Source organism: Burkholderia sp. LMG 13014, from assembly GCF_905232215.1.
GTDB lineage: Bacteria > Pseudomonadota > Gammaproteobacteria > Burkholderiales > Burkholderiaceae > Burkholderia.
Window position 1 is genome coordinate 1 of the sequence record NZ_CAJNKE010000087.1, and the last position, 16,287, is coordinate 16,287.

A 16,287-nucleotide genomic window follows, 5' to 3' on the forward strand; every position below is an offset into this window, starting at 1 on the left:
GCGCGGCTCAAACATCAGAAGGATCGGTGGTTCAGCCCTCATTTCCCCCCCACGAAAATGCTCCGAATTGCGGCCCGTTCGCGTTAAACTGCGTCAAGCTGTATTCAACAAAGACATCTTCGCCACTACGGCATCCACGATACGAGGATAGGTTCGATGCGCACTACCGGCTCATCCGGGGCAATGACCCTGCTCACCGAACACGACCCGGCCGACGGTCGCGAACTGCGCTCGCTCCGGCTCGAAGCGACCGGCGACGGCAAGAGCGTGCTGCTGATCGAGATCGACGAACGCAAGCCCGGCATCCATCGCGAAGTCCGTTACGAGATCACGCCGGCCGAACTGATCGCGGCGATCCGCTCGCACGGCGCCGAGCTTCCCGGCGAAAACCACGGCGCCGCCTCGCTCGCCCGCACCTCCTCCTGATTTCGAACGGTGAGCCGCACGCAGCGTGCCGGCTCACCGACATCGCCCTGCCGCCGTCAGGCGCTTTGCGTTATTCCCTCCGCCGACTTGAAAAAGGCCGATAATCGGCCCATCTGCGTGCTTTCCGCACGCGTTTCCTTTTCGGCCAGCCGTCATGCTCCTCCGCGACCTCGTCGCCCAATACGGGCCGCTTCTCGTCTTCGCCAATGTGCTCGCGGCGGCCATCGGGCTGCCGGTGCCCGCGATGCCGACGCTCGTGCTGTTCGGCGCGATGTCCGCGATGCATCCGGCGATGATCGGCTCGCAACTGGTCACGGTGGTCATGCTGTCGGTGCTCGGCGCACTGATCGGCGATACCGTGTGGTACCTCGCCGGCCGGCGCTTCGGCGGCACGACGCTGAAGACGATCTGCCGGCTGTCGCTGTCGCGTGACAGCTGCGTGAAAAAGACCGAACGCTTCTTCGGCCGCTACGGCGTGCGCGTGCTCGCGGTCGCGCGCTTCATTCCAGGGCTGTCGCTCGTATCGGTGCCGATGGCCGGCGCGTTCGGCACGCGCTATCGCACCTTCGTCGGCTACGATGCGCTCGGCGCCGCGCTGTGGACGATCGTCGGGCTGGTGGTCGGGCTGATGTTCTATCGCCAGATCGACTGGCTGTTCGCCGGCGCGGGCAAGCTCGGCCGCGTGGCGCTGCTGGTGACCGTCGCGCTGCTCGCGGTGTACGCGGCGATCCGCTGGATGCGTCGCCGCGCGCTGATCCGCCAGCTCGCGAGCGCGCGGATCGGCGTCGACGAACTCGACACGCTGCTGCGCGATACCTCCGCGCCGGTGGTCCTCGACGTGCGCTCGCCCGAACACCGCAAGCTCGACCCGTTCACGATTCCCGGCGCGCAGTTCGCGGACGAACGCCAGATCGGCGACATCGTCGCGCGCTATCCGCTCACGCAGAAGTTCGTCGTGTATTGCTCGTGCCCGAACGAGTTCACGGCCGCGCTGATGGCGAAGCGCCTGCTCGACGCCGGCTTCACCGATGCGCTCGCGCTGCGCGGCGGCCTCGACGCATGGCGCGACACGGGCCGCCAGCTCACGTCGCTCGTGGAAGACATGCCCGCTGCGAACGATCCGGTCGCGGGGCTGCACAAGCCGGCCTGATCGGGTCGATCGAAGGCCGGCCGTGCGAGGCGGGGGCGCATGTGCCCCCTTCGATCAGAACGCGTGCAGCGGCAGGTTCACGACCAGACGGTACTCGGTGTTCGTCGCGTCCGAGTAGTGCGCCGAACCGGCGTGCCACATCGCGATGAACGTGACCTTCGTGTCCTTCAGCTTGCCGCTCTGGAACGTGTACGACGGGATGAAGCCGAACTCGTGGTGACGGCCCTGCACCGGCGCGCCGTTGCTCCAGTAGATGCTCGACTTGCTCGGGTCGTTCGCCGCACCCGCGCTGCCGTCCGCACCCCAGCCCGTCACGCCCCAGACCATCGCCTTGAAGCCCGGCAGGCCCGCTTCCTTGCCGTAGAACGTGTAACGCAGCTGCAGCGACTTTTCGTGCGGCGCGTTGTAGTCGACGTCCATCGAGTTGGTCAGGAAGATGCCGTTCGTTTCGTTCAGGTAGTCGAAGAACTGGTCGCCGAGCACCTGCTGGAAGCCGAGCAGCAGCTCGTGCGGGCCGTGCTGAGCAGCCAGCGACAGGCTGTACGCGTTGTTGTTGATCTTGCCTTGCAGCGCATCGCCCGTGTCGTGCGTCGAGTAGACGTTACCGAAGCCCGTCCACTTGATCGTCTGCGGGCTGCCGATGCTGTGCTTCACCGACGCGTAGTACTGGTGCCACACGTCGTCGGCCTGGTTCGCGTACAGCGCGACTTCGCCATTCGGCGAGTAGTCCCACGTGCCACCGACATACGACAGGCGATTGATGCGCGTGCCGCCGTATTGCGTCGTCAGGTTGGTGAGCGTCGTGTGACCGCGCGCGTCGGTCTTCGTGAAGCTACCGCCTTCGAGCATCACGTTCTTGAATTCATTGCTGACGATCGTCGTACCGAGGAACGTCGGCGGCAGCGCACGGTTGTCGTGCTGTTCCATGAACGGGTTGTCGACGGCCTGCAGACCGTACTTGATCACCGTGTTCGAGATGCGCGCCTTCACGTCGTAAATGCCGGGATAGGCCCACGCGAGCTGGTTGCCGCCACCGCCGCCCTTCGCGATGTGCACCATGCTGCCGGCGCCCTGGCCGCCGTCGAGCTTCAGCGCCGCATACAGCGACGCGTCGAAACCGATACCGATCAGGCCCGTCGTGTAGCCCGATTCGAAGTTCGCCATCGCGCCCTGGACCCACGCGTGGCGATGCGGCCCGCCCTTGGCGTCGAGCACGTCCGCGTAGTTGCGGAACAGGAAGTTCAGATGGCTGTCGGCAATGAAGCCCTTCGACTGCGACTGGGCCGACGGCTCGTCGGGCGGCGTGACGGCCTGGTTCGCTTCGGCGTTGATAATGGCGTTCGGGGTCGTTGCCTGCGCAACGGTCGTGCCCGGTGCGGCCTGTGCGACCGTCAGCGGTGCGGGGGCCGCGTCGTCGGCGTGCGCGACGCCCGTCAGCGAGACACCGGCGAGCGCCGGCAGCCCCCATGCAAGCAGCATTTTCGATGCCGTCCCGATCGTCTTCTGTTTATTCATCGTCATTCTCGTCTTGTGTTGATATCGTCCACGCCGGTTGCGATCCGCTCCCGGCCCCCCGGCGCGCCCGGTTAAGGACGCGCCTGTACCCGCGGCGCGAAGATCGTTCGCGCCGCACCTACCCCTGTTGACCAGCCTTGGTTATGTTTTCTGCGTCACTTCAGCTCACGCCGCGCCCGCGCGGATGCACGCGACACGCGCGGCCGACCCCTGCCGAACTTCCGGCAGCGGCACGTCCTGCGCGCACGCTTCGATCGCGACCGGGCAGCGCGTGCGAAACGCGCAGCCGGACGGCGGGTTGAGCGGCGAGGGCATCTCGCCTGCCAGCAGCATCGGACGGCGAGCACGCTCGCGCGCCGGCTCCGGCGTCGGCGCCGCATCGAGCAGCGCCTTCGTGTACGGGTGCTGCGGCACGCCGTACACGTCTTGCCGCGTGCCGAACTCCATCACGCGGCCGAGATACATCACGAGCACACGCTGGCTGATGGCCTTCACCACCGCCAGATCGTGTGCAACGAACAGATAGGACAACGACAGTTCGCGTTGAAGGTCGCGCAGCAGGTTCACGATCTGCGCCTGGATCGACACGTCGAGCGCCGATACGGGTTCGTCGCAGATCACGAGCTTCGGCTCGCCGATCAGCGCGCGTGCGATGCCGACGCGCTGGCATTGCCCGCCGGAAAACTCGTGCGGATAACGCAGCAGGTGATGCGCGTTCAGGCCGACACGTTCGAGCATCGTGACCACGCGGCGGCGCACCTCGGTGCGGCCGAGGCCGGCCTGGTGCGTGACGAGCGGCTCCGCGACGACCTGTTCGATGGTCATGCGCGGATCGAGCGACGCGAGCGGATCCTGGAAGATCATCTGCACTTCGCGCCGCATCGAGGTGCCGCGCAGGTGATCGGGCGCCACGGCTTCGCCGCGCCATTTCACCGTGCCGGCCGTCATCGGCACGAGGCCGATCAGCGCGCGCGCGAGCGTCGACTTCCCGCAGCCCGATTCGCCGACGAGCCCGACCGTTTCGCCGCGCTTCACGTCGAACGACACGCCGTCGACGGCACGCAGCGTCCCTTTCGGCGACCACGGATAGCCGCCGAGCGGCACGCGGAAATGCACTTTCAGACCATCGACGGACAGCAGCGTGTCGTCCGTCGCGCCGGCATGGCGGCGTTCATTGACGCTCATCGCAGACCTCCCGTCAGATCGGCCACGGGCCGGTGGCACGCGCGCACCGCGCCCACGGCGCCATAGGTTTCGAGCGCGGGGCGCGCCGCGCCGCAGCGTTCTTCCGCATACGTGCAGCGCTTCGCGAACGCGCAGCCGGCCGGCGCGGTGCCGGGCATCGGCGGATTGCCGGGAATCGCGACGAGCGGCGCATCGTCCGCGTCGGTCAGGCGCGGCAGCGCGTTGAGCAGGCCGATCGTGTACGGATGCGACGGCGCCGCGAAGATCGATTCGGCCGGCGCGTATTCGACGGTGCGGCCTGCATACATGACCATCACGTCGTCCGCGAGGCCCGCGACCACGCCCATGTCGTGCGTGATCAGCACGATCGCCGTGCCGCGCTCGCGGTTCAGCTCGCGCAGCAGGTCGATGATCTGGGCCTGCACGGTCACGTCGAGCGCGGTGGTCGGCTCGTCCGCGATCAGGATTTCCGGCTCGGACAGCAGCGCCATCGCGATCATCACGCGCTGGCGCATGCCGCCCGAGAACTCGTGCGGATACATGCGGATCCGGCGCGCCGCGTCGGGAATGCGCACCGATTCGAGCGCCTCGATCGCGCGCTTGGTCGCTTCCTTGCGCGACAGCTTGCGGTGCAGCTGCAGCGTCTCGGTCATCTGCCGCTCGATCGTCAGGAACGGATTGAGCGACGTCATCGGATCCTGGAAGATCATCGCGATCCGGTCGCCGCGCACCTTGTTCAGCGCACGCCCATCCATCTCGAGCAGGTTGTCGCCGCGATAGCGCGCGGCGCCGGTCGTCGTGCCGTTGCCGGCCAGCAGGCCGAGCAGCGCCATCACGGTCTGGCTCTTGCCCGAGCCCGATTCGCCGACGATGCCGAGCGTCTTGCCGGCTTCGAGCGCGAACGACACGCCGCTGACGGCGTCGACCGGCGGTGCGTCCTTGCGCGTGAAGCGCACGCCCAGGTTGTCTACTTCTAGCAGTGCACCCATTTCAGCGATCCTTCGGGTCGAGCGCGTCACGCAGGCCATCGCCGACGAAGTTCACGCAGTAAAGCGTCACGCACAGCATGACGGCCGGGGCCAGCAGCAGCCACGGCATCGATTCCAGTTTCTGCGCGCCGTCCTGGATCAGCACGCCCCAGCTCGTCATCGGTTCCTGCACGCCGAGGCCGAGGAACGACAGCACCGATTCGGTCAGCACGATGCCCGGCACCGAGACCGTCGCGTACACGACGACCACGCCGAGCAGGTTCGGCACCACGTGGCGCAGCACGATCGAGGCCGGCGACACGCCGATCGCGCGGGCCGCATCGACGAACTCGCGGCTGCGCAGCGACAGCGTCTGGCCGCGCACGACACGCGCCATGTCGATCCACGAGAACGCGCTGATGGTCAGCACGACCAGCATGAACGAGCGGCCGAACAGGGTCATCATCAGGATCGCGATCAGCAGGTACGGGATCGCGTACATCATGTCGACGATGCGCATCATCACGGAGTCGACGCGGCCGCCGGCGAAGCCCGCGGTCGCGCCCCATGCGACGCCGAACAGGCCCGACACGAGCGTGCCGAGCAGGCCGACCTCGATCGACACGCGGCCGCCGATCAGCGTGCGCACCAGCAGGTCGCGGCCGAGCTCGTCGGTGCCGAACCAGTGCTGGTTCGCCCAGGTCGGCGCCAGGCTGATCGAGCCCCAGTCGCTTGCCGAAGGATCGGCCGCGAGCAGCCACGGGCCGACGAAACAGGCGAGCGTGACGAGCGCGAGCAGCACGAGGCTGAACACGGCCGCACGGTTGTGAAGAAAGCGCGCCATCGCAAGCGCGAGCGGCGAGCGCGAACGCGGCGGCGAGTCGGTCTGCACGGGCAGGCCGACGACGGGAGTAGTCGGAGTCATCGCTGTGCCTCGCTCAATAACGGATGCGCGGATCGAGCCACGCGTACGCGAGGTCGACCAGCAGGTTGAACAGCACCGCGCAAACGGTCGTCAGCACGACGAGGCCGAGCACCAGCGTGTAGTCGCGGTTGATGGCGCCGTTCACGACGAGCTGCCCGAGCCCCGGCAGCGCGAACACCGATTCGGTGACGACGGCCGCCGTGATCGACGTGATGCAGACCGTGCCGAACAGCGACACGACCGGCATCAGCGCGGGCTTCAGCGCGTGGCGCAGCACGATCGTCGAGCCCGGCAGGCCCTTCGCGCGCGCGGTGCGGATGTAGTTGCTCGACAGCGTCTCGATCATCGAGCCGCGCATCACGCGGGCGAGCAGCGACATGTTGATGAAGGTCAGCAGCACGATCGGCAGCAGCCGGTACTGCCAGCCGCCGTCGCCCCAACCGCCCGCGGGCAGCCAACCGTTGCCGGACGACGTCTTCAGCAAAATCGCGAAGATCCACACGAGCACGGGGCCGAGCACGAACGGCGGGATGACGTTGCCGAAGTTGCCGATCAGCATCACGAAGCGGTCGATGAAGCTGTCGCGGCGCACGGCCGCGACGGTGCCGAGCAGCACGCCGAACACGATCGAGATCGGGATCGACACGCCGCCCACGCCGAGGCTTACGGGCAGCGCCTTCTTCACGAGATCGTTCACCGACCAGTCGACGTAGCGGAACGACGGGCCGAGATCGCCGTGCAGCAGCGCGTTCAGGTACAGCAGGTACTGCTTCCACAGCGGCTCGTCGAGGTGATACTTCGCGTTCAGGTTCGCGAGCGTGGCCGCGGACAGCTGCTTCTCCGTATCGAACGGGCCGCCGGGCGTGAAATGCAGGAGCAGGTAGCAGACGGTGACGACCGCGAGGATCGTCGGCACCGCCCACAACGTGCGCCTCAGTGCGTAGGCCAGCATGATCGCTCCGCTCAGTGCTTGATCACGTACATGTCCTGCGAAGCACGCATGTCGATCACGTTCTTCAGCGAGTAGCCGCCGACGTACGACTTCACGAGACGGTCGGCCGTGTACTGGAACAGCGGCACCATCGGCGTGTCGTTCATCGCGAGATCGTGCGCCTGCGTGAGCAGCGCGGCGCGCGCCTTGTCGTCGAGCTTCTGGTTGCCTTCGTCGACGAGCGTGTCGGCCTGCTTGTTGCAGTAGCCGACCGTGTTCTGCGAGCTGCCGCAACGCAGCAGGTCGAAGAACGTCATCGCGTCGTTGTAGTCGGCGAACCAGCCGTCGCGCGCGACCTGCACCTTGCCGTCATGCCGCTCCTTCATCAGCACCTTGAACTCGACGTTCTCGAGCTTGGTGTTGACGCCGAGCTTCGTGCGCCATTCCGACGCGGTGAACAGCGCGACCTTCTTGTGCAGGTCGTTGGTGTTGTACGTCAGCGTGAACGACAGCGGCTTCGCGTCCGAGTAGCCGGCCTGCTTCAGCAGGTTCTTCGCGGTCTCGACGCGCTTGGCCATCGGCCACGACGCCCATTCCGGCGTGAACGACTGCACGCCCTTCGTGCCGTTCGGCATCAGCCCGTACATCGGCTTCTCGCCCGACTGCGTGAGCTTCGACGTCAGCACGTCGCGATCGATCACCATCGACAGCGCCTGGCGGACGCGCTTGTCCTTCAGCGCCGCGTCGTTGTTGTTCAGGTAGTAGTAGTACGTCGCGAGCTGCAGGCCCGGGCGCAGGTCGCTGCCGAACTGCTTGCTGACCTGCGGGAAGATGCCCGACGGAATCGTGTACGTGTAGTCGACCTGACCCGCCTGGTACATGCGCATCGCGGTCTCGTCGCTCTCGATCGGCAGGTACGTGACCTTGTTGATCACGACCTTCGGCGCGTTCCAGTACTTGGCGTCCTTCGTCACGACGATGCGGTTGTTCGGCTGCCAGTCGACGAGCTGGTATGCCCCGTTGCTGACCATGTTGCCCGGGCGCGTCCACGCGTCGCCGAATTTCGCGACGGCGTCCTTGCTCACCGGCACGAGCGGCGCCATCGCGGTCAGCTCGGGGAAGAACGCGACGGGCGCGTCGGTCGTCACCTCGAGCGTGTACGGATCGACGGCGCGCACGCCGAGCGTCGACGGCGCGGCCTTGCCCGCGATGATGTCCTTCGAGTTCTTCACGAACTCGACGAGGATCGTGTATTTCGAGCCCGTCTTCGGATCGACGAGGCGCTGCCACGAGTAGACGAAATCGGCGGCCGTCACCGGCTGGCCGTTGCTCCACTTCGCGTCATGGCGAAGCTTGAAGATCCACGTCGTCGGCGTCTTGCGTTCCCACGACAGCGCGACACCCGGCACGACCTGGCCGGCTGCGTCGATGCGGGCCAGCCCTTCGAACAGGTCGAGGCCGATCGTGTTGCCGGTCCACGATTCGATGTGCGCGGGATCGAGCGACTCGACTTCGGCGGGCACCTGGCGCGTCAGGTCCTGTTGAGGAGCGAGCGCGACGTTCGACGGAACGGTAACGGCGTGGGCAGCAGGCGTCAGGGCGAGCGCGGCCAGCACGGCCGACATGGCATGCAAGGATTTCATCGTGGCAGTCTTGAGAAGGGTTGTTCGGTGAGCGTCGCGCGGCGGATGCCGCGGATTACGCTTGAGACGCTGACGGGCGCAGCGATTGAGGAGGCCCGTGATTCTCGTATAGCATTTTAGTATTCCTTACGTTTCTTTCGACAGGTATTCCGTCTTCGAAACGAAGGAATACCTGTGCGTTAGAACAGTCTCGGTGTACCGACCCAGACCACCACCGACTCGATCTTCGCGGTGTTGACCCAGCTGTGCGGGACCGTCGACTGATAGTGCGAGCTGTCACCGGCCTGCAGGACGAACGTCTTGCCTTCCAGCGTCAGCGACACTTCCCCTTCAATCACATACAGGAACTCCTCTCCTGCATGTGTCGTCACCTCCGACCGCTTCTGCCCCGGCGGCATCCTCACGAGGATCGCCTCCAGCTGGCGCCCTTCGGATACGTTCGTCAGCCTCGCGAACAGGTTCGCCGAATCGGCAAACCCGAAGAAGCGCAGCTGCTCGCCTCGGCATACCGAGCGTTCCTCGCTCGGCGTATCCACAAAGTACTGCACCGTCACACCGAGCGCGTGCGCGATACCGGCCAACGATGTCAGCGACGGCGACGCGAGCCCGCGTTCGACTTGAGACAGAAACGGCTTCGAAATCCCCGCGGCGGTAGCGGTGTCGTCGAGCGTGCGCTTGAGTCGTTGGCGCAACGCGCGAATCTTGCTGCCCAGTGCGGCGGTAGCGTTTGCGGACCGCGAGTTTTCAGTGGGGGGAACCATAGCAGGCCGAAAAGTGATCGTCAAAAAATGTTTGATGGAAAATAACTAAGTTAGAACGATATAGCTTAGTCTTCGGGTTCGCACACGTCTTCGGTGTTGAGCCCGGTGCACTAAACGGGACACGAGACGAGCGAAATGACGCGCTATCTTGCCAGACTCGCCGGCTTCACAGGCAAGCTGCAAGCGGCTCTCCGGGAATCTTCGGAGGGCCGGCATGAAAGCTTACAACTAGATGATGAGACGAATGTTCCTGAAAGCTACTGCCACATCGGGAGTTTCCCTAGGTGGCAGATACCTGACGCACCGGACCGGCAGCCGTTACCATGCGCGCGCCGGTCGGGGCCCCTCCCCGCCGCACCCGGCGGAGTCAGACCCCGGCCCGGGCTAACCGCCCGACTGTTCCATCGCCAGCACCAAGCCTACCCGGCCCATTGTGCACCGGCGCCAGTTCGACCCCAAGACGACGCGCGATCCGTGCCGTCCGTTTCAAACGAGATTGATGATGCAACCACCTGTTTCACAAACCCGATCGTTCACGACGGTCTTCCTCATCGAAATGTGGGAGCGCTTCGGCTACTACGGCATGGCCGCGCTCCTGGTCCTCTTCATGGTCGACCGGCTCGGTTTCACCGACAGCCATGCGAACCTGACCTGGGGTGCGTTCACCGCACTCGTCTATGCGGCACCGTCGATCGGCGGCTGGATCGGCGACAAGGTGCTCGGCGCCCGTCGCACGATGATCATCGGCGCGTCCGTGCTGTGCGCCGGCTACCTGATGCTGTCGGTACCGAACGATCAGCTGACGTACATGTACGCATCGCTCGGCGTGATCGTCGTCGGCAACGGCCTGTTCAAGGCCAATGCGGCGAACCTCGTGCGCCGCATCTATGAAGGCGACGACGCACGCATCGACAGCGCGTTCACGATCTACTACATGGCGGTCAACATCGGCTCGACGGTGTCGATGCTCGCGACGCCGTGGATCAAGGATCACTGGGGCTGGCACGCCGCGTTCGCGGTCTGCTGCGGCGGCATGCTGCTCGCGATCCTCAACTTCATGCTGATGCATCGCACGCTCGCGCACGTCGGCTCGAAGCCGGACGACGAACCGATCCGCTGGAAGCGCCTCGGTGCGGTCGCGCTCGGCGGCGTCGGGCTCGCAATGATCACGCTGTACGTGCTGCAGCACAAGCAACTTGCGGTCGCCAGCGTGTGGACGGCAGCGTTCGCGATCCTCGCGATCTTCGCATACATGATCGCGAAGTCGGAGCGCTCGGAGCGCGCGGGCCTGATCGCGGCACTCGTGCTGATCGGCCAGGTGATCCTGTTCTTCATCTTCTACGTGCAGATGTCGACGTCGCTGACGCTGTTCGCGCTGCGCAACGTCGATCCGCGCTTCATGCTGTTCGGCACGACGCTGTTCACGTGGAGCGCCGCGCAGTTCCAGGCGCTGAACCCGATCTGGATCATGCTGCTGAGCCCGGTGCTCGTGTGGGTCTACAACGCCGTCGCGAAGGGCGGCCGTGACCTGCCGGTCGCCGCGAAGTATGCGCTCGGCTTCGGCGCAGTGGCCGCGGGCTACCTGGTGTTCACGATCAGCGGCCGCTACGCGGTCGACGGCCGCGTGTCGTCGTGGTTCATGGTGTGGGGCTACGGCCTCTACTCGCTCGGCGAACTGCTGGTGAGCGGCCTCGGCCTCGCGATGATCGCCCGCTACGTGCCGGCGCGCATGAGCGGCTTCATGATGGGTGCGTACTTTGTCGCGACCGGCGTGTCGCAGTATCTGGGCAGCGTCGTCGCGAACTTCGCGCAGATGCCGTCGCATGAACTGCCGGCCACCGAATCGCTGCCGCTCTACCTGTCGCTGTTCGAGAAGCTCGGCTGGCTCGCCGCGATCGGCATGCTGCTCGCGCTGCTGCTGCTGCCGCTGATGAACCGCCTGTCGCGCCAGCACCAGCGTTGTGCGGAAGAGCGCCGCGAAGAAGCGCTGCAGGCACAGGGCGTCGCCGCGGCCCAGTAAGGGCTATCCCTCGGCGTGCTGCGTGCACGCCACATTCTCCCGCCGGTCGCGCGAATGCGTCCTACACTGGTTGCAAGCAGTGCATCCGCCGAGATGCGCACTGGCGGGAGAAGACCATGAAAAGCAAGACCACGAGGCTCCTCAGGATCCTCTCGGACATCCGGTACGCGCAGCGATGCACTGCACTGCGCGCCGCCCGGGCGGCAGCCGAAGCCGACGCGGTACTCGCGGAACACGACGATCCGGCGCCCGACGAACGCGACGACGCCGAATCCGACGACACCACCGCCGTTCCCCGCTCCCGTATCAGCTCACCTCACTGACGCCACGCGGCACGCTCCGTGCCGCACGCGCCGCCTCCCGCGCCGCTCATGCAGCCGCGCTGCGCCACCGCGCGATCCAGGTTCCCGAACCGGCCACGGCCATCATCAGCCCGAGCGCGCACGCGTCGGCCACGAGGCCCACGCCGACATGCCGCAGATCGCCGCTGCGCATGACCGGATGCAGCAGCGAATCGATGACGAGCGAAATCCCCGCGCCCGCGACGAAGCAGATCAGCCCGCGCTGGCCCACGGCCACGACGGGCCGCACGCCTTGCGCGATCCGCGCGATCCAGCCGAAGCGCACGCAATCGGCCATCAGCCACGCGATGGCCGCGAAGCTCACGACGCGCGGCAGCGCGAGATCGCGCTTGAACACGCCCTCCGGCAGCGGCAACCCCGAGAACAGCTTGTAGCTCGCGCAACCGAGCACGACCGCGCACGCGACGCCCGTCGCGGCCGCGCCCCAGCGCCCCAGCGCGATGCGCCGGTAGAACGGCTGGCAGCGCGCGAGCACGCCGGCGACGAACATCAGTTGCCACGCGAACGGATTGAAACTCCAGCGGAATCCGTCGGTGTCGAGCAGCTCGGGGCCGAGCCAGCCCGCCGCGATCCACGACGCGGTGCTGAACGCGACGAGCAGCCACGGATGCCGGCGCGCGAACGGCACGAGCACCGGCGACGCGAGCGCGAACAGCACGTACATCGGCAGCACCGACGCGAGATAGGGCTGGCGCTGGAACGTCAGCAGCTCGGCTGCGCCCGTCAGCGGCGACGCGAGCATCACGCTGACGTCGTCGAGCGCGAGGTTCGGCGCATCGATCCCGTAGTGGTCGAGCACGGCCGACACGACGAGCATCAGCGTCGAGGTCGCGAGAAACGCGCGGTAGATCTGCATCGCGCGGCGCACGAACCGCTTTTGCGCGGCGCGCGCGCCGTGCCGCTCGGCAATCGCGCCATAGGCGCTCGCGGTCGCGAAGCCGCCGAGAAAGACGAAGACCTCGGCCGCGTCGCACAGCGCGAACGCGTGCAGCGTGACGCGCGACAGCACGCTTGCACCGATGTGATCGACGACGATCATCAGCAGCACGATGCCGCGGAAGAAATCGACTTCGATCAGGCGGCCGCTGCGCGACGGCGGAAACGTGGCGGAAGGCGGCGGGCTCAACGACATGAGCACACCTGCACGACGGCGGTGCAGCACGCACCGGTGAAGGGATCGGGAAGGAGAAGGCGAGCGCGATCAGCCGCGATACGCGTATGCCCGCATCGCGCCAACCCGGCCGGCCAGGCACGGAGATGACCGTTCATTGAAAGGCTGCATACGAAGGGAAGTCGGTGAGGCCAGTCTAATGGCCGATCAGGGGAGACCCTAAGTAACAAAGTGCAACCGAATCTTCTGTTCGATTACAGACGCGCGCCCGACGGGGCGAAGCAGGCAGCGTGGCCAGATTCGCGTCAGCGCGACGCCAGTGTGCGGTCAGCGTCGATGGGTTCGACCGCTGCGGTGTAGATGTTTTCGATATGCGACGCGGCACGCTGCATGCAGCCGCCGCGTCGCGACCGGCGCTTATCCGCGGGGCAGACGCCGCATCAGCATCGCGCTGTGCCACGCGGTCAGCGCCACGGCGACCCAGATCGGCCCGTATGTCGCGAGCTTCGCGACGCTCAGCGTCTCGCCGAGCAGCAGCAGCGACACCGCGACGAGCAGCACGGGCTCGACGTAGCCGAGAATCCCGAACAGCGCCATCGGCAGCATCCGGCTCGCCTTCAGGTAGCTCGCGAGCGCGAGCGTGCTGAGCACGCCGAGCCCCGGCAGCAGCGCGGCCCACAACACCGGATGGTCGGCCACGCGCGTCGTGCTCGTCACGACCATCGCGAACGCGATCGGACACAGCAGCGCGATCTCGAGCGCGAACGCGGCGAGCGAATCGGCATTGATCCGGCGGCGCAGCACGAAATAAGGCGGATAACCGAGCGCGACGACGAGCGTCGGCCATGCGAACGCGCGCGTCGCCCACACTTCGTGCGCGACGCCGAGCGCGGCGCACGCGACCGCCGCCCATTGCAGCGGATCGAGCCGTTCGTGATAGTAGAAGCGGCCGACGAGCACCATCGTCAGCGGCAGCAGGAAATAGCCGAGCGACACTTCGAGCATGCGGCCGTGCAGCGGCGCCCACAGGAACAGCCACAGCTGCACGCCGAGCAGCGCGGCGCTCACGGGCAGCGCAATCAGCAAACGCCCGTCGCGCACGCTGCGCCGCAGGAGGTCGACGAGCGCCGGCCAGCGGCCGCGCAGTGCGATCAGCGCGAGCGCGCCCGGCGCGGTCCACAACACGCGCCACGCGAAGATGTCGAGCCCCGTGAGCGGCGCGAGCAGTTTGGCGTAGGCGGACATCAGCGCGAACAACATCGACGCCGTCACCGACAGCATGAGGCCGCGCCCGGCCTCCGGATACCCCGTCATGATCGTTCCGTGCCTCTTACTGCTGCTGGAAACGCTCGAAGCGCTTCTCGGTCTGGCGTTCCTCGAACGTCACCTCGGTCACGTGCGCGGCCGGCGGGCCGTGACGCAGCCACGCGAGCATCCGGTCGATCTGCGCGCCGGGGCCCTGGATCATCGCCTCGACGGTACCGTCCTCGAGATTCGCGACCCAGCCGCGCAGCTTCAGCGCATGCGCCTCGCGCACCGTCGCATGACGGAAGCCGACGCCCTGCACGACGCCGCGCACCCGCACGTGGTAGGTCTCGATCCGTTCGTCCAGTTCATTGCGGCTCATCGCGTCGCCCTCCCGTTGCATTCAAGCCCGGCATTGTAGTCGCGTCGGCCGCTTCGCACACGGGCCGGGGCCGGCTCACCGCCGTCACGGCCTGGCGTCGCCACGCGTGCCGACCACGTACAATCTCGCCGATGCTCAACCGCCGCGCCGCTCGCGCGCGGCCCTGAAGGAAACGCATGACTGATACCTCCCGCGATCTCGTTCTCGTCACCGGCGCGTCCGGTTTCGTCGGCTCGGCCGTCGCGCGCATTGCGCAGCAGAAAGGCTATGCGGTGCGCGTGCTGGTGCGCTCGACCAGCCCGCGCACGAACCTCGCGGATCTCGACGCCGAGATCGTCACCGGCGACATGCGCGACGAGGCATCGATGCGCGCCGCGCTGCGCGGCGTGCGCTACCTGCTGCACGTCGCGGCCGACTACCGGCTGTGGGCGCCCGATCCCGACGAGATCGAGCGTGCGAACCTCGAGGGCGCGGTCGCGACGATGCGCGCGGCACGCGCGGAAGGCGTCGAGCGGATCGTGTACACGAGCAGCGTCGCGACGCTGAAGGTGACGAGCGCCGGCGATCCGTCCGACGAAAACCGGCCGCTCACGGCCGAGCAGGCCATCGGCGTCTACAAGCGCAGCAAGGTGCTCGCGGAACGCGCGGTCGAGCGGATGATCGCCGACGAAGGGCTGCCGGCCGTGATCGTCAATCCGTCGACGCCGATCGGCCCGCGCGACGTGAAGCCGACGCCGACCGGCCGCATCATCGTCGAAGCCGCGCTCGGCAAGATTCCCGCGTTCGTCGACACCGGGCTGAACCTCGTGCATGTGGACGACGTCGCGCACGGCCACTTCCTCGCGCTCGAGCGCGGCCGGATCGGCGAGCGCTACATCCTCGGCGGCGAGAACCTGCCGCTGCAGCAGATGCTCGCCGACATCGCGCAGATGACGGGCCGCAAGCCGCCGACGATCGCGCTGCCGCGCTGGCCGCTCTACCCGCTCGCGGTCGGTGCCGAAGCCGTCGCGAAGTTCACGAAGAAGGAGCCGTTCGTCACCGTGGACGGGCTGCGGATGTCGAAGAACAAGATGTATTTCACGTCCGCGAAAGCCGAGCGCGAGCTTGGCTACCGTGCGCGTCCGTACCGCGAAGGGCTGCGCGATGCGCTCGACTGGTTCGGCTCCGCGGGCTACCTGAAGTAACACAAAGCGGCGTGCTTCACGCCGCTTTGCGCACTTTGTTACACGTCCCGCGCGGCCCGCTACCGGCGCAGCGGTTAAAATCGCGGGTCTTACGCAGAGAAGACACGCATGAACCTGAACGATCAGATCGCTTCGCTCACCATGGGCGTCGATCAGCTCCTCCACGATCACCACGCCGCGCAACAGGCGGCCCGCAGCGCGGAAGCCTTCGCGCGCGCCGCAGCAGCGGAAGCCCAGGCGGCGGCAGAACGTCACGCCGCCGCGGAAACCGAAGCGCAGGCCGCCGCGCAACGCCACACGGCCGCGGCCGCCGATGCCGAGGCTGCGCAGCAGCGCCACGCCAGCGCGACCGCCGCCGCCGAAGCCGCCGCCCAGCGTCATACCGATGCCACCGCGCAAGCCGAAGCCGCGTCGCAGCGCCATGCGGAAGCCACCGCGCTGACCGAAGCGCTCGCGCAGCGTCACGCGGATGCCGAAGC

15 protein-coding genes and 1 pseudogene are annotated in these 16,287 nt (G+C 66.9%); 6 read left to right on the forward strand and 10 right to left on the reverse strand.

The genetic code is table 11. The features are described from left to right. Positions 1-156: 156 nt before the first annotated feature. Entirely contained in the window at positions 157-426 is a 270-nt protein-coding gene (locus tag JYJ84_RS12625; RefSeq protein WP_011353737.1) for a hypothetical protein, read from the forward strand. 154 nt (positions 427-580) lie between these two features. Next, positions 581-1,576, forward strand: a complete 996-nt coding sequence (locus tag JYJ84_RS12630) for a DedA family protein/thiosulfate sulfurtransferase GlpE (RefSeq protein ID WP_122948276.1) — start codon at positions 581-583, stop codon at positions 1,574-1,576. A 54-nt stretch (positions 1,577-1,630) separates the two neighbouring features. Here JYJ84_RS12630 and JYJ84_RS12635 read toward each other — a convergent pair whose 3' ends face one another. The 7 genes from JYJ84_RS12635 to JYJ84_RS12665 all read right to left on the reverse strand — a co-directional run bounded on the left by JYJ84_RS12635 (position 1,631) and on the right by JYJ84_RS12665 (position 9,504). After that, positions 1,631-3,091 carry an OprD family porin gene (locus JYJ84_RS12635; RefSeq protein WP_122949651.1) on the reverse strand — a complete coding sequence of 487 codons (1,461 nt, stop codon included), beginning with the start codon at positions 3,089-3,091 and terminating at the stop codon, positions 1,631-1,633. A gap of 165 nt (positions 3,092-3,256) precedes the next feature. Further along, on the reverse strand, positions 3,257-4,276 hold the full coding sequence (locus JYJ84_RS12640; RefSeq protein ID WP_164462752.1) for an ABC transporter ATP-binding protein: 1,020 nt from the start codon (positions 4,274-4,276) through the stop codon (positions 3,257-3,259). Further along, complete coding sequence (locus JYJ84_RS12645; protein WP_122948278.1) at positions 4,273-5,265, reverse strand: ABC transporter ATP-binding protein; 993 nt, start codon at positions 5,263-5,265, stop codon at positions 4,273-4,275. The genes JYJ84_RS12640 and JYJ84_RS12645 overlap by 4 nt, the downstream gene beginning before the upstream one ends. Before the next feature lies 1 nt (position 5,266). Further along, a complete protein-coding gene (locus JYJ84_RS12650; protein WP_122948279.1) occupies positions 5,267-6,169 on the reverse strand; it encodes an ABC transporter permease in 903 nt (300 codons plus the stop codon). A 13-nt stretch (positions 6,170-6,182) separates the two neighbouring features. Further along, on the reverse strand, positions 6,183-7,121 hold the full coding sequence (locus JYJ84_RS12655; protein ID WP_043181204.1) for an ABC transporter permease subunit: 939 nt from the start codon (positions 7,119-7,121) through the stop codon (positions 6,183-6,185). 11 nt (positions 7,122-7,132) lie between these two features. Further along, a complete protein-coding gene (locus JYJ84_RS12660) occupies positions 7,133-8,743 on the reverse strand; it encodes a peptide ABC transporter substrate-binding protein (RefSeq protein WP_122948280.1) in 1,611 nt (536 codons plus the stop codon). Positions 8,744-8,922: 179 nt separating this feature from the next. Continuing rightward, positions 8,923-9,504: a cupin domain-containing protein gene (locus JYJ84_RS12665; RefSeq protein ID WP_011353729.1), complete on the reverse strand. Its 582-nt coding sequence runs from the start codon at positions 9,502-9,504 to the stop codon at positions 8,923-8,925. A gap of 499 nt (positions 9,505-10,003) precedes the next feature. Here JYJ84_RS12665 and JYJ84_RS12670 point away from each other — a divergent pair, with 499 nt between their 5' ends. Together JYJ84_RS12670 and JYJ84_RS12675 are read left to right on the forward strand one after the other, a co-directional pair. Next, positions 10,004-11,524, forward strand: coding sequence for a peptide MFS transporter (locus JYJ84_RS12670; protein WP_122948281.1), 1,521 nt, complete (start codon positions 10,004-10,006; stop codon positions 11,522-11,524). Between the two features lie 116 nt (positions 11,525-11,640). Further along, positions 11,641-11,847 (forward strand): hypothetical protein, encoded by a 207-nt coding sequence (locus JYJ84_RS12675; protein ID WP_122948282.1) that lies wholly within the window; start codon positions 11,641-11,643, stop codon positions 11,845-11,847. A gap of 46 nt (positions 11,848-11,893) precedes the next feature. Here JYJ84_RS12675 and JYJ84_RS12680 read toward each other — a convergent pair whose 3' ends face one another. From JYJ84_RS12680 to JYJ84_RS12690, 3 genes are all read right to left on the reverse strand, one after another. Further along, entirely contained in the window at positions 11,894-13,018 is a 1,125-nt protein-coding gene (locus tag JYJ84_RS12680; RefSeq protein ID WP_122949652.1) for an OpgC domain-containing protein, read from the reverse strand. 396 nt (positions 13,019-13,414) lie between these two features. Next, positions 13,415-14,311 carry an EamA family transporter RarD gene (gene rarD / locus JYJ84_RS12685; protein WP_122948283.1) on the reverse strand — a complete coding sequence of 299 codons (897 nt, stop codon included), beginning with the start codon at positions 14,309-14,311 and terminating at the stop codon, positions 13,415-13,417. 16 nt (positions 14,312-14,327) lie between these two features. Beyond that, positions 14,328-14,624: an acylphosphatase gene (locus JYJ84_RS12690; protein ID WP_122948284.1), complete on the reverse strand. Its 297-nt coding sequence runs from the start codon at positions 14,622-14,624 to the stop codon at positions 14,328-14,330. 176 nt (positions 14,625-14,800) lie between these two features. On the opposite strand from JYJ84_RS12690, the gene hpnA reads away from it, so the two are divergent. Both hpnA and JYJ84_RS12700 read left to right on the forward strand, forming a co-directional pair. Continuing rightward, positions 14,801-15,808, forward strand: a complete 1,008-nt coding sequence (gene hpnA / locus JYJ84_RS12695; protein ID WP_043181217.1) for a hopanoid-associated sugar epimerase — start codon at positions 14,801-14,803, stop codon at positions 15,806-15,808. Positions 15,809-15,916: 108 nt separating this feature from the next. Beyond that, a pseudogene (locus tag JYJ84_RS12700) lies at positions 15,917-16,287 on the forward strand (phage tail protein); the annotation flags it as partial.